This is a genomic window from Saprospiraceae bacterium (assembly GCA_016710235.1).
Taxonomy (GTDB): Bacteria; Bacteroidota; Bacteroidia; order Chitinophagales; family Saprospiraceae; genus Vicinibacter.
This window is the reverse complement of record JADJLG010000001.1, coordinates 2,425,418-2,440,569: the sequence shown is the minus strand read 5'-3', so window position 1 is coordinate 2,440,569 and position 15,152 is coordinate 2,425,418. Positions and strand designations below refer to the sequence as shown.

Sequence of the window (15,152 nt, the reverse complement as noted above, 5' to 3'; positions counted from 1 at the left end):
GTTTGTTTTTTTAGAGACTTGTTATTTTTTGATTTCATATTTTGAATACAGCTCTTTTTTTTTAACTCAATGGACATTTTCTTCAATCCGCAACACTGAACAATATGATAGATTTGAAATCTCTTTTTAAAAAATTGGTGTCTTTGATCAGATCAAGGCTTGATCTTTTAGTTGCAGGTAAAACTGCCGGACTAATATTAGTTTCCATTGTTTACTCAAGTGCACAAAATTTTGCCCCGATAGGTGCTGAGTGGCATTTTGAAAAAAGATTCGCCTTCAGAGGTGATGTCGACTATGTAAAAATTATTTGTAATGACACAATTCTGATCAATGGGAAACTATGTCAAAGATTGGAAAAGATAAATAATATCATCTGCAACAACAGACCAGATGTTGAATATGTCTTTTCTAATGGCGACTCGGTATTTCTTTATGATTGGAGATTGAAGGATTTTGGATTGATGTATGTTTTCAATGCAGATTTAAATGAAAGCTGGACAATCAAATTCATGGGTGCAAATCAAATACTCGATTCCATCAACGTGTATGTGGATTCCATTTCTACAATGAATATCAATGGACATGCATTGAGAGCTTTGCATGTGACTTATTCCCAAAATGTCAATAACTATGAATATACCTCCCAATCTACCATTCTGGAAAAAATTGGTGATTTAATTTATATGTTCAACTGGAATGCAAATGGTGAACTGATTTGTGATGGGGATTATCCAACAGGTATCAATTGTTACAGTGACAGCCAAATAGGTTTTTTCAATTGGAATCCGATGCAAGATTGCGATCACGTTACTGTTTCCAGCAAAGAAAGCATGATATCACCTGTGAAAATGATGTTCCGGGAAGAAGACGATCAATTGGTCGTCCATAGTCAGGAAGAAAATTTCATGCATCTTCATATCACAAACTCGCAAGGACAATTTTTATACAAATCATCGGGATTTAGTAGACAGCACCAGGTTGACATCTCTCATTTCGTGTCAGGAATGTATTTCGTTCAAGTTCACGATAATAATAAAGTCATTCTCTCCAAATCCTTTGTAAAAAGATGAGAGCTCAAGATGCTTGAGCTTAATAATGCCTTGCAAAAATGACATTATTTTCCCAAAATTTTACGCTTAAAATCCAGATATTCTTCCTCAGATAACAAACCTTTTTCTTTCAATTCCGCGATGTCTTTAAGTTGGTCTATCATTGAACGAGAAGAAGACGGCTGATCTGGTTCAGCCTGATCAGATTTAGCTTGAGCGGACGGATCCGGAGATGGTGCAGGTTGTTTCTTCAACTGGCTCGCATATTCCTTCCCTTTTTCGAAGAGGTCGTTATATTTAGATTTTATGGCCTCAGGATCAAAATCCAAAACTGTTCCACCGGACTCGAAGTGTTTTTTGAACAATTCACCAATCGCAAAAGTCGAAGCACCGCTCATGGTGGACATAGTGATTCCACCTAAAATGGTACCTACTCCAGGAATAAATTTGACTGCTCTGGCAGCGATACGGCTTACACCTGAAGAACCCAATGCAGAAATAATTGCTTTGCCTTGTGCTTCTTTGAAGTCTTTGCCATAAAGAGCTGCCAATTGTCTGACCATGTCCAACTGTATGGCAGAAACAGCCAGAAAATCAACAATAGGTACCCATATCAACCCCGCTCCCATCGACCACAACATGTGATTTCGTATGATTTGATCTGCCTTATAAGAATTTGATTCGTTATCCATTTTTATTTTTTTTCAAAATTAATCATATCCATCTTCTGCTCATCTCAGATTTCGATCAATCCGAACTATTTATCGATCATCACCCTTATTCCCGCACTCCTACCTGCAAATTCAGAAGCGTACATACTTTGGATGCTTGAAATTCCATTTGAGAATTCACCTGTTTGGGAAGCGCGAGTATCGTATTCAAAAACATAAGTTCCCTTTGGGAGCCATTGAATAAAAAAATGCGTGGCCAAATCTGCCGGACTTTCATAATATCCCAATCCTGATTTCCATTTGTACCCGGACAATTGATTGATAGGTTCAAAACCGGCTGCTCTCATATCCTTCAGATGTACATACTCCATATCTCGGTCAGTTCTGATGATAATTCTGGAGGTCATGATATCGCCACGCCGAATTTTCTCATTGTCGGTAATAGCTGTCAAAACCGGTCCTTTGTCAGTGCTCTTTTTCCGGTAAATTTCCTTTTTAATATTCAATGGATTATCTCCTGCCACCGGAACTTTGTCCAGACGTTCAAAATACTGAATATACGCGGCTCCCCAACTCACACTTTTATTTGGATTGGTAACTTCGATTCGTGAAAAACCCGGTTTAATTTCTGATTTAGAAAATTCTCTTTTAACATAAGCCGTACCGATTTCAGATTCATCAAACTTGATTGTTTCATCGTTCAGTTTCACCACACAATCTTTCAGCTCTTCTGCCCAATCGTCGCCAAATCTGAGTAATGCATAGATAGCATTTGTCGTCGATTTTGTGGTAGCCCAATGATTGGTTTGTTTATTTTTCAGCAACCAGGTTTTAAGATCAGCAACCGATTTTTTGTCTTGTGCTACATTGTTGAAAACTTCGATCATCAATGCCTGTGATTCTACCGGAGCATTATACCAATAGCAACTCCATGCATTTCTCCAATACATGCCCAGTTCATCGTCGACCAATGCTCTTTGTCTCAATGACTCTACGATCAATTGAGCTGTTTTTGCTTGAGATCCACCCTTATGATTGAGTACCAATGCACACAATCCCTCCCAGAAAATATTTGAATTTCTCCAATAAGTATTGATTTGATCCAAATAATAGGATCGCGCCTTCTTGGTCATTTCTTCATTGTATTTCAGCCCCACTCTATCCCATAAAGCCTGCAAATAGAACTGATTGAGATGAATGAATCCAATATTCTGGTCCGACCATTTTGCTTTCTTTGCTTCAACCAATTTTTCTAATTCCCGATAAGATTCATTCATTTTAAAATCGAGGTAGGAGGCACCTTTCGTCAATATTGATAGGACGATTGGATCGTTAGCATCCAGTGCCTTTAAGTCCACTAACTGAGAAATGTTCATTAGTACTTGTTGCGTCATATACCAATCCGGCGGACATCCCTGAAACCAGGAATAGCTCCCATCTCCATTCTGACGAGAAGCCAGGATTTGAAGAATATCTTTTTTTTGTGCATCCATTTTTATAAAATCCATGAGCAGCGCAATATTTTTCATCGCTTCACTCTGAGACTTCGCATCGTTCAACCATGGCGTTTCTTCTAATAAAGCAGATTTCAATTCCGGATTTTTTTCCAGGGGAGATTTGAGACTACCGTTGGCAGACATCTTCTTGAGTACAGAAGTGATCTTAGGGTATTCTTTTAATATTTTACTACCAAGAGCATTGGCATAAAGCTTCGCACTTAGTTGTTCTGAACATTCATGTGGAAAGTCTGCCAAATAAGGTAAACTTTGGATCGCGTACCAGATCGGATGTGAAGTGTATTCCAATACGAACCTGTGAGGTGATGCCGTTGAACTTTGGAACATTTTTGTAAACTCAGAAAATTGAAACTGTTTTGTCTGATTTGCTTTCAGAGGCAAAGGCATTGTTTCTGTAACTAAAATCCGATTTGCCAAAACAGGAATGATCATTTCTTCTCCGTCAGAATGGGTAGTCCCTTCTGCAATAAATCTCAGCATATATGTGCGAGTTTCGTCTTCAGGAATACTGACAAACCAGGAATAAGATTTTGATTCACCAACTGCCAGATCAAACTTTTGATCACCTGTTATTTTCAATTCAGAAGTGATTACTTTCTCTGTAATTGCGTCAAGAATATCCATCTTCACTTTTCCGGTTTCAGCTTTATCAGAAACATTTGAAACTTTTGCAGACAATTCAATTTTATCTCCTTGTCGCAGAAAGCGTGGATAATTTGGAAAGATCTGAATAGGCTTACTCGTTACAATATCTGTGGTATAGATACCGTACTTCAAATCTTCTGTATGAGCGAGAATTTGCAATTTCCATTTGGTGAGACTCTCTCCCATGGTAAAGTCGAGCGAAAATTCAGAATTCTTATCTGTACGAATTTCAGGGAAGAAAAAGACTGTCTCCGATAAATTTTTTCTTGGCTTTACTGATTCATCCGGCTTGACTTCGGCTGCTCCAGAAGCATCAGCCATCCTTTCTTCTCTTTTACCACTCATGAGAATGTCAGCCGAACCCGGCGCAGCTGTCTCTTTCATTTGAACATTTCGACTCCTTGGAGTAGCATAATTATAATAATCTAAAATTTCAAACAGTTTCAGTTCACTAGGAGACTGGGGAGTGTAGTTGTAAGAATCCATTGTGTAATTCTCACTGATCGTATTGAAATAATCCAAGCCAAAAATACCGGGTTGCATCAGAGGAGCTTCGCAATAAGGAAACACATCTAAAGTCCAGCTGTGGGGATAAATTTTATCTAACGAAGCATCGTACATGGCTGCTGCAATTTCCACTGTTTGGAATTTATCAGAAGGCTGATCAATTTTGAAGCTCCAATGTTCTTTCTGTCCCGGTAGCAAATTTTGTCTGAAAGATTTTGTAATAATATTCAGTTTCTTGTTTGACCAAGGGACTTCTATGCTACCTGAATATGTAAACAGACTGTTTTCATAGATACAGACAGATTGCCATTGCATTCCACCACGATCAGACTCGCCAATGAGTTGGCTATGAAACTCGGGAGTTTGCACTTTCCAGGAAGTATTTGCATTCTGAAGGGATCGGATATAAAATAAATGATGAAATTTTTGATCAGTACCAGGAGAATATAAATTCAACTTTTGAGCGGGTGATTTGATTCCCGTATCATTCAGCACTAAAGGCGGTAGATGATTCAGTTTGCTGCTTGCATCAATCACATAAAAATAATCTTCGTGCAAAATTTCGGAATTGGCTGTTGCTTCCGCCTTCACAACTAATTTGAATGGCCCTGAACTCAACACATCAGCCAATTTTGCTTCCAACATCCCGATAGCTGCTGTATTTGTTTTCCAAACTAATTTCTGGACATTCCATTTTGAAGGATCGTTTTCGTCAGCGTAAATATCATGTGGAAAATACTTTTTGTACTCTTCCTTTGAAAACAAATATCTGTCAGGCTGATTCCATTGGCGGTTGCGCAAAAATTGTTGTGGTGCGACCAAGCTATAAATCTCCACAAAAAACTTTTGAGGAATTTGAATCTGATTCAAATTCAAAGCTTCCAACTTAAAATTATCCAAACCCGATTGAAGCTGGTAGAAGTTTAGATTCGATTTCATCAAGAAAGGGTTTGAGGACAACATGATCTCGGATTCACCTGATTGTGTCTCTCCATTTTGATCCAGAACATCTACCATGATATGATACCGGTAATTTTGTGGAAATCCCCTATCGAAAGATTTATTTTCTGGAGCTTCCGCTTTAAAATCAATGCTAAACTGCCCATTATCATCAGTCACCGTTTCCCCATGAGCAATTTCAATAGGTGCCAAATTTCCAATCTTGCCATATCCCGGATAGAATGTACACCAAACAGGCGTGCAGATATTAAATTCATTCCTCACCACTCTATATCTCACTTTTGCATTGTCCAGCTGAACGCCACTAAAATTCGCAGCGTTCCCGCTGATGTTTACCTGATCACCTATTTTGTAAGCCTCACGAATCGTATCAATCAATACTTCAAAAGCAGGGCGTTTATATTCTTCGACCTTAAAGGAGTGATATGAATTGTCTTCAGCAACTAAATTAAAATCACCACTCAACAAATTTTTGGGTAAAATAAATTCAGCAGAAGCAGATCCGAAAGAATTTGTTGTCAATTGTGTCACAAACACTTCCTGACCATTTACATCCAAACATTTGATACGAAGTGATTTATTTGGCACTAAATCAGGCATTGTGTTTGACCGCTTTAATATCGTTGTCAGCGTTTTAAACTGCACTTTTTGTCCGGGCCTATAGATTGACCTATCGGTAAAAAAAACAGTATTTTCGCGTACATCTCCGAATTCCGCCATTCCATAAATGGTATTGAATTGAGAATAATAAATATCCTCACGTTGCTTCAGTTTTATCAGATAATAATTTTCGTGGTTATAATCCACACGACCCTCCGCGGACGATTGGAATATTTCACTTTCCTCTATATTGCTTTTGTTCCGTCCCTGGTAATTATATTTATAAAAACTCACTGTTACAGCTTCAACCGGAGATCCATACTTCCTGTGCTGAACATAAATAGACTGTGAGTTCTGCTTGGTCTTTGAAGTTGAAAAAGCGAGATTGGTGATCTGTATGAGCTGAAAAAATTTCGCTTTCACATTTGTGTTATTTTCATCCAGTTGCTCGACAAGCAAAATATACTGGCCAATCTTTTGTGCATCTACTTTGAGTTCGATCGAATGTTGTTCAAGGTCTGTTTCAGAAGGAAGATCCTGCGACCAGGCAGCGATCGCTTTCTTTTCTAACATCCCTCCCATTTTTTCAGTATCATGGCGGAACTCGACTGCTGTCATAGATTCTGCTTCCGTCAATTGGATCAGTTTCAATCTAAGTTTCTTTACATTTCTATAATCCAGTTTGATTCGGAATGCCTGTTCAGGAAGTTGCGCATTCTCTGATACAATGGTTAGGAAAGACGAATGCAAACTTGCAGACATGCTTTTGGCCTGTGATTTTACGCTTTCATCTTTGGCATGAATCACCAAATCCTTGCAAATGCTGTCTGCAAAAACTTTTGGAGTATTGTTGGTTAATTTTTTAATTTCATCAGTATAGGCTTGTTGGATTATCCACTCAGCCAATGATAAAGAATAATTGGAAATAAAATTGCTAGACGAAAATTTTTGAATCGTTCGATCATACAAACCCAGAATAGCGGCAGCATCTTTATAACCGGAACTCAATCTTCTGACAAACTCTATTCTTTTTAGATTCACATATAACAATGCCTCTTCATGTTTACTGTTTTTGTTGTTCGACATGAGGACTTGAAAGATTTTCAATACGCGATTCATATTGTTCTGGTCTGCAGGAATCTCAAGTGAGAGAAAATCCTCAATACTGCCCCATAACTTTTCTTTAGGATATGATTGATTGGGTATTAAAGTCAAATCAGTTTCATTCTGTGAAAAATGTTGAATGGCCCGATAAGCCAATACATCATATAAGCTGGGTTGCAAATGCTCATCATTTTTGTAATACAGTATCGCCTGATAATCCTCTAATTTGGCTGTTTTGGTTTCAGGAAATTCCAAAGAAGCCAATGCGTGTTGGTTACTCTTTTCTATCCATTTTGCTGTAGACCAAGTGAGGATATCGTCTTTATCCTGTTCTTCACCCTCGATATCTGTTTTATCTGCGTCATAACGACCAAAATACCTTAATTGAAAATACATGGTAGCCAAGACTGAATGCAATAAAGCCTTGACTCGGGCGTCGGCGTTTTCCAGCCGTTTTTCCAATCTTGTGATCGTATATCTCAAATCATTTTTATCCTGGTAAGCCTGATATTTTTCAAGGTATAGGATTGCTTTGTACTGTTGAGGATAATTTTTGTCACTGATAGATTTCTGCAATACAGATTCAATTTCAGGCAGAGCGGATTTGTAAAGCCCTGACTTTAAATTTTCTTCGATTTTTTTCCATTCCTTCTCATATGTTGGAAAATTGTAATCATCCATTGAGTTCATTTTATCCTTGCTAAACCAGGCCATTAAATTAATTGCACACAATACTATTCCCACTCCCAAATACTTCATAATTTGTCTTTTAAATGATAAAAACGACTGATATTCATTTCTTTGTCAATACTTGCTGTTCCTTTCAAAAATCTATTCATGTGATTTACTACATATGGGGTCAGCGAACTGCCCTTGGTGCCTAAACCATTCATAACAAATAATCCCTTCAGATGTGGATGTTCGCCTATTATGGGTCTTCTGTCTTTCATCGCAGGTCTGATGCCGCATTGACTATTTAAGAACTTGAATTCTCCATCTACTTGATTCTGAATAAATAATTGCTGTCTTCTTTCTTCACCAGGGTCAACTTGAGGATTTGTATTTTGAAATTCGTAGTTGGATCCACACCAGAATATATTCTCATCAGATGTACTTGCTATGGTATATTCCGACTTCAATAAATCCTGTGTTGATCTGACGGCTTCAAACAGAATGCGTTGCCCTTTTACTGCAAAGGATGGCAACCAATTAAAAAATGGATTCTCAAATATGCGATAGCCTTCTGCAAAAATGATTCCTTTTTTTATCCACAAATCCTGATACATCCAATGTAAGTCTTCACGTGTGATTTCCTGGTAATTGAAGACTTTCTCCCGTATAACGTTCAAAGATTTAAAAAAATGCCTGAGCAAGTTTAATAATTTGGAAATATCCAATTGATAGGCTCGTTCTATAATTCCCAGTGATTGTCCGGCTTGCAGGTTTGGACACAGATCAAAGCTGTGCTTTGACCAGTTCAAAAACTCTGCATATTCCTGTTGCATCATTCTGGACAACCATTGATTCTCTTCTTCTATGGTATCTAAAATCTGATAGATCTTTCTCTGATGCAATAGTTTCATTCTGAAAAATGCTTCCGCTCTTTGATAGAAATGGGTAAAATCCGTCTCTAAAACATCCCAATTCCATGTTTTTACGTAGCGCTTCCCGGTAATCGGATTGATGATTCCTGCGCTCACTAATGAGGATGCTCCTTCCAGGTGTACGTCTGTCAGGACAACTTCTTCCCCGGATTGTATCAGTTCCCATGCCAAACACGACCCGGCTAAACCCGCTCCGACAATGAGATAATCAATTTCAGTTTTCAATCGATTCTGTGGTTTGTTGTAATACTGCGATTTGTGTACGTTTTTTTCAAAAGTAGAGAGTAGACGTCTTTATTTACAACCCAGTTGTTCTCTGGACAGTTTATCGTGATTGGGAAAGCAGCGCCCGGAGGCGACCGATCCGGGTTCATAACGCCTGAGATTCGGATCATAAAGCCCATTTTCTACAAAATCAACGAGCGATTTTATTTCGTCCTTATCCAACCCCAGTGGTTTAAAATTTTTAGCTAGATTTTCAATTGGCACATTTTGATTAGCATGAACAGCATCATTCTTGTATCTGATGACCTCTTCTACGGAACAAAAACTTGCTCCATGACCATAGTAGCCATGATCTTTCAAATTGTAGAGCTGTGGCACTTTAAAACAGAACATATCCTCCTGCCTGTGGGTCAGTGCTCCCCTACCCAGAAGAAAATCTGCAAAGCTGTCTTTTTTATGAATAATGTCGATACCTTCCATTTCAGGCATCCCGAGTGCATAGAAAGCCATAGAATTGAGGGCGGGACCTGTATGACAATCGACACATGAGGCTTTTCCAAAAAAAAGGATTGCACCTTTTTTTTGTTCATTCGTGAGGGCAGAAGAATCCCCTTTCAGCCATTTCTGGAAAGCTGCCTGGTTGGTCAAAACCGTTCTTTCATATGCACCTATGGCTCTCGCCATGGTAAAGCGCAAATAACGAAGGTCAGGCCGTTCTTTGGGATATGCAGTATCGAACAGTTGTTTGTAAGTTGTCTGTGTGACCAATGCAGGACTCATTCTCATACCATGAGCTTCCAGAGCAATCCTGGCTTGGGTCTCCACACCAGAAAGACCCAATCTATTGAGCTCGGTGAAACTTCCTTTTGGCCATAGGCTGTCAGTTCCAAAATTTGGTCCGCAACAGCCGAATTTACCACTCCACAACATCACTTCCTGAAAAGCGCAGTTGACAATGCTTGGTGTTTTGACCATTTGTACATCGAGTTCGGAAGAATCGCATTGTGGGTGCTTGTGTCGCAACAAGCCAAATCCCCTACCTCCACCTGCAATGGCCTGATGAACCCCTGATGAAAAGCCTGCACCGGCAAAATGGCATGAAGCACAAGAAAATGTACCTGCTGCGGCGGTGCACTTGGGATTGAATGAAATAGCTGGATCAAAAAACAGCTGTTGCCCCAGGATCACTTTCTCCGATGTGATCGGGTTGGTACTGTCCTGGGGGATGGATTTGAAATCGCCAGACTCGGGCAATATAAAAAACTGAATGTTTCCATCTGGAGAAACCGCCCTGAGCGTTGACATGAGTTTCATCTGCAAATTAATGTCAGAGTCCTCCCTCCTGACATTGCATGAAAAGAAGGACAAAGCATTCAGGGTCCAGAAGAAAATCTTTTTCCACATTGAATGGCAAACTTACGATGATTCCATACTCTGTCCCTTCATCCATACTGATAGCTACCTATAATATGACTAGTGCAGAGTGGAACGGCTGATGATATCAGATCAATTAGCGAGCCAAATAATTGGAGATCTTCTATGGCAAAAGCTTATAGTGCAAATCCATGCTCGGAGAGAATAATAATTGAACATTTTCGCATACCTTGCTAGCAAAAAATAGCCATGCAGTCGGACCACAAATTAAAAGTATACTCGATCACAATGATCACAGTAGGTCTGGTGATAGGACTTGGCATTTTCAGGACGGCAACTGATTCAGCACAGGCTTCACTTAATCCGGGTATTTATTTTAGTGCCTGGATCCTTGGGGGAATCATAGCAATCTGCGGCGCATTGACTTTTGCAGAAATTGGTTCCCGATATCCGAATACAGGTGGATACTATCAGATATTTGCCTATGCCTACCATCCGGCGTTGGCATTTGCTCTCAACTGTGTCATTATTATATCCAATGCCGCCGCATTGGCAGGAGTAGCACTTATTGGGAGCGAATATCTCTCGTCTGCATTTCCAAGTTGGCAACTGAGTGACAATGCCAGATCGATGATAGCTATTGGTTCCATTGCGCTTTTTTATGCCGTCAATTTGAGTGGATTAAAAATTTCGTCCAGAATTCTCAATGTCTTGATGGCAATCAAAATAGGAATATTGCTGATGTTGATTTTTTCACTTTTCTTTCCACATTATCATCATCCGGTACCGGTGCCAATTCAATTTCCAGAGTGGAATGGTGATAGTCTTTCCTCTTTGGGAGCAGCATTGATCGCAATATGTTTTACCTATGGAGGATATCAACAAGCCATCAATTTTGGTGAAGAGGTGGACAGACCTTCACATACGCTGCCCAGAGGGATCATCAGTGGTATTTTGATAGTGCTGGTATTGTATCTGCTCGTCAACATTGCCTACGTCAAAGTCATCGGCTTCGAGGATTTAAAATCAACAAAAGGAGTAGCAGCCATCATATGCGGAAAACTATTTGGTGAGACAGGACAATATCTGATCGCTTTATTGTTATTTTTTGCTGTACTTGCTTATGTAGATGTCATGCTGTTGACAAATCCAAGGGTGATGTTTGCGATGTCGCGTGATGGCGCATTGCCCAATATATTCAAACAACAAAATCAAAAAAACGTATTTGTAGCCAGTCTAAGCGTATTCACTTTGTTGGTGATCGTCATTCTGTTTTTTGCGAACACCTTTGAAAAATTGCTTGGCTTTACAATGTTTCTGGATTCTATTGGAATGGTGTTCGCCTCGGCCACTTTATTTATTTTCAGAAAAAACAACGTTGAACCACAGGGAGCAAACAGTTTGTACAAAATGAAATTATTTCCCCTTCCCACTATAATATTTATTATATGCTACTTATTTGTAACCTACACCTTGATTAAAACAAGACCTGAAATGGCTTTGACGGGGACGATCGTATTCCTGATATTCACAGGGCTTTATTTTATTTTTAAAAACAAGAAATCGTAAATGGAATTATCCTATATACTCAACCATTTAGCTGAAGAAAGAGATCAATATTTTGGTGCCATAGCTCCACCGATTATACAGACTTCCAACTTTGCAGTCAAAACTATTGATGAACTGAGAAATCTCTTTGCTGATGAATCCAGCGGATATCTTTACTCCAGGGGAATGAATCCGACCGTTGATATTCTAAGAAAAAAATTGGCTGCTCTGGATGAAGCTGAAGATTGTCTGGTATTCAACAGTGGTGCCGCTGCTATCTTCTGTTCTGTAATACCTTTTATTCAAAATGGTGATCACATCATTTCTGTGAAAAATCCCTACAGTTGGGCTCAGAAATGTTTTGATTTGTTCTTACCAAAGTTTGGTGTACATACCAGTTATGTAGATGGAAAGAATGTTGAAAATTTTCAGAATGCAATTAGAGAAAATACTAAAATAATTTACCTGGAATCTCCAAACAGCTGGGATTATGCCATACAGGATCTGTCACTGCTGGCTCAACTCGCCAGATCAAAAAATATCATGACAATTTGTGACAACAGCTACTGCAGCCCTATCTATCAGAAACCCATTGCCATGGGAATAGACATCAGTATCCAATCAGCAACAAAATATATAGGTGGACACAGCGATACCGTAGCCGGAGTGTTGTGTGGATCTCATGAACATATCCGCAGGATATTCCAATTGGAGTATTTGCTTGCAGGGAATGGCATTCAGGCATTCAATGCATGGTTATTGTTGCGAGGATTGCGCACTTTACCGGCACGATTGGATCGCCTGCAAAACTCAATGAACAAAGTCATGGATGGCCTCAGAAATCATCCCGCCATAGATAGAATGATTTTTCCTTTTGACGCAACATTCCCTCAATATTCTCTGGCAAAAAAACAGATGTCCGGAGCATGTGGATTGATGACTTTGGTACTTAAGGAGCGCAGACAAAAAAAGATTGAACAATTTTGTGAAAGGCTTGAAACATTTTTGATTGCAGTGAGCTGGGGCGGTCACGAAAGTCTGGTGATTCCAAGATGCGCTGGGATACAACCGGATGATTTTAATCCCGATGATGAAAGTCATCGGATGGTAAGATTTTACATAGGACTGGAAGAACCTGATTATCTTTTGAAAGATATGCTTCGGGGTTTGGATCAACTTGATCAGAGGCAATGAAATAACTATGTTTCTGAATATCTTCATTTGCTGATGCAGTAAATTCAAAATTTATGGTGATATCAATCCATACTCATCAAAAAAAGAAAGCAGAAGGATTTTATTTTTGTACGGATAATTCTTTGAAGTGAATTTGCTTCCAATGCCAAAATCCATAAACCGCCAGACCCAAAAATATTAAATATTCGAACGACACAAACAAAATATGTTTTTGGAAATAGAGAAAAACACAAATAATATTCACAACAATCCAAATTATCCAGTTTTCCAATATCCTTTTTGCCATCAGTGTATTTGCAATAATACTCGCGACTGCTACGAAAGAATCCACATAAGGAAATGCTGCCGGTTTTGTAAATAATTCAGGAAAATAATGATGGATATTTGAGACCAAAAACCCTAAAACCAAAGTTGACACGAGCGTCACGATTCCCAGGATGAGTGCAGACTTCGCACTCAACAGATGTATGGGTTGATCTTGTGCAAACTCTTTTTTCCAAAACAGCCAACCATAAACACTAATTGAAAAAAAATAAATTTGCAAAAACATATCGGAATACAGTTGCACCTGAAAAAATATCAGAAAAAACAGAGTAATATTGATCAATCCTATTGGCCAGGTCAAAATATTATTTTTTGCAGCCATCCATACAGCTACAATTCCAGCAATAGTTCCCACAAATTCGATCCAACTGACAGGATAAGATCCTACAGAAAAAAATGTATTGTTGATATCAAATAAATTCAGCATAAACTATTTCTTACAAAATGTGGAAATATATTGTGATTATTGATTTTTAATGGCTGATGGACGGCTGAAAATTACGATAAAATTTGAAATCTGGACTAAAAAGCCGACCTTTGCATTGCAAAACAAATGTTTATGGAGTTCAAAGTATTCTGTGATTCGGAAATTCAATCTCTTCACAAAGTGATCGTACATCAGCCAGACGAAGGGATCAACCGTATCAGCCCAAGAAAAGCAGGAGACTTGCTCTTTGATGACATTGTACATTTGCCTACCATGCAGCGCGAACACGAGACATACATTCAAGTCCTCAACGCCCTGATTGGAAAAAACAATGTGTTGGAGACAGAAACACTGATAAAAGAAGGACTGGATGCTTCTCCTGAAATTAAAATGGAAGTATTGACCTTGATCAAAGATTTTGAAGAGTTGCCCAAAGCGACTATGGATATTTTGTTTTCTTTGCCCAACAGCACTCTCGCCCAGGTTTTAATTTCAGGATATTATAAAGAGAATGATCAAATTTTATTTGATCCGATTCCCAATTTTATTTTCACCAGAGATATCGCCATTGCCATCAATGATCATGTGGTGATTACAAAAGCAAATAAATATGTGCGACATCGTGAAAATTTGTTGGCTCGATTTTTTTTTCATGCACATCCTTACTTTCAATATCTTGACAAAGAAAACAAACTCATCAATTTAAATCTTGTCGATCAGTTTCCTCCATCCAAAAAAGGTGAAGCCATTTCCATAGAAGGCGGAGACCTTATGTTGTTGAATAAAGATTATCTGTTGATCGGCAACAGTGAGCGCACAACAGATCATGCATTTCAATCTCTGAAAAAAGTTTTGTTCGAAAAAAATATTGTGCAAAATATCGTTGAAGTGGATGTTCCAAAAGAGAGGTCGTTCATGCATATCGATACCATTTTTACACAAATCAATGATCATCATTTTGTAGGATACAAACCCATCGTAAAAGATGGTTTGGGATCATACGTCAGCGTCCATCGAAAGAATGGCCAACTGATAGAATATCCGTCAGTACTGGATTTTCTGCTTACTGAGATCAATCCAAAGATCGAATTCATATGGAGTGGAGACGGAGATTCTCCCTATCAGGAAAGAGAACAGTGGACAGATGGATGCAATCTCTTGACAGTAAGGCCGGGAGTGGCCCTCACCTACGACAGAAATCCCATGACTGAAATTGCTTTTCAAAAACATGGATATACTGTCATTCATGCCTATGACTTTTTGGTCAGATTGAATGAAGATAAAGACTATGCAAAAAATCTGAATAATACGATTATTACGCTCCCATCCAGCGAACTGTCCAGAGCAAGAGGAGGCACACATTGTATGTCCTGCCCGATCCTGAGACAAATACAAAACTGAGA

10 protein-coding genes are annotated in these 15,152 nt (G+C 38.8%); 5 read left to right on the top strand and 5 right to left on the bottom strand.

From position 1 onward, the window contains the following. Positions 1-104: 104 nt before the first annotated feature. Positions 105-1,070: a T9SS type A sorting domain-containing protein gene (locus tag IPI99_09835; GenBank protein ID MBK7340815.1), complete on the top strand. Its 966-nt coding sequence runs from the start codon at positions 105-107 to the stop codon at positions 1,068-1,070. A 44-nt stretch (positions 1,071-1,114) separates the two neighbouring features. On the opposite strand, the gene IPI99_09830 is transcribed toward IPI99_09835, so the two are convergent. The 4 genes from IPI99_09830 to IPI99_09815 all read right to left on the bottom strand — a co-directional run bounded on the left by IPI99_09830 (position 1,115) and on the right by IPI99_09815 (position 10,187). Next, on the bottom strand, positions 1,115-1,741 hold the full coding sequence (locus IPI99_09830; GenBank protein ID MBK7340814.1) for a DUF697 domain-containing protein: 627 nt from the start codon (positions 1,739-1,741) through the stop codon (positions 1,115-1,117). Between the two features lie 65 nt (positions 1,742-1,806). Further along, positions 1,807-7,812, bottom strand: a complete 6,006-nt coding sequence (locus IPI99_09825) for a hypothetical protein (GenBank protein MBK7340813.1) — start codon at positions 7,810-7,812, stop codon at positions 1,807-1,809. Beyond that, positions 7,809-8,882 carry an FAD-binding oxidoreductase gene (locus IPI99_09820; GenBank protein ID MBK7340812.1) on the bottom strand — a complete coding sequence of 358 codons (1,074 nt, stop codon included), beginning with the start codon at positions 8,880-8,882 and terminating at the stop codon, positions 7,809-7,811. Before IPI99_09820 ends, IPI99_09825 begins: the two co-directional genes overlap by 4 nt. Positions 8,883-8,951: 69 nt before the next feature. Continuing rightward, positions 8,952-10,187: a cytochrome-c peroxidase gene (locus IPI99_09815; protein MBK7340811.1), complete on the bottom strand. Its 1,236-nt coding sequence runs from the start codon at positions 10,185-10,187 to the stop codon at positions 8,952-8,954. Positions 10,188-10,234: 47 nt separating this feature from the next. On the opposite strand from IPI99_09815, the gene IPI99_09810 reads away from it, so the two are divergent. The 3 genes from IPI99_09810 (at position 10,235) to IPI99_09800 (ending at position 12,998) form a co-directional block, all read left to right on the top strand. Then, positions 10,235-10,378 (top strand): hypothetical protein, encoded by a 144-nt coding sequence (locus IPI99_09810; protein MBK7340810.1) that lies wholly within the window; start codon positions 10,235-10,237, stop codon positions 10,376-10,378. A 127-nt stretch (positions 10,379-10,505) separates the two neighbouring features. Then, positions 10,506-11,825, top strand: a complete 1,320-nt coding sequence (locus tag IPI99_09805) for an APC family permease (GenBank protein ID MBK7340809.1) — start codon at positions 10,506-10,508, stop codon at positions 11,823-11,825. Then, the gene (locus IPI99_09800; GenBank protein ID MBK7340808.1) at positions 11,826-12,998 is read left to right on the top strand and encodes an aminotransferase class V-fold PLP-dependent enzyme; all 1,173 of its coding nucleotides are present in this window, start codon (positions 11,826-11,828) and stop codon (positions 12,996-12,998) included. It begins immediately after the preceding gene. A 100-nt stretch (positions 12,999-13,098) separates the two neighbouring features. Here IPI99_09800 and IPI99_09795 read toward each other — a convergent pair whose 3' ends face one another. Then, entirely contained in the window at positions 13,099-13,749 is a 651-nt protein-coding gene (locus tag IPI99_09795; GenBank protein MBK7340807.1) for a nicotinamide mononucleotide transporter, read from the bottom strand. A 132-nt stretch (positions 13,750-13,881) separates the two neighbouring features. Here IPI99_09795 and IPI99_09790 point away from each other — a divergent pair, with 132 nt between their 5' ends. Next, entirely contained in the window at positions 13,882-15,150 is a 1,269-nt protein-coding gene (locus IPI99_09790) for an arginine deiminase (protein MBK7340806.1), read from the top strand. Positions 15,151-15,152 lie beyond the last annotated feature (2 nt).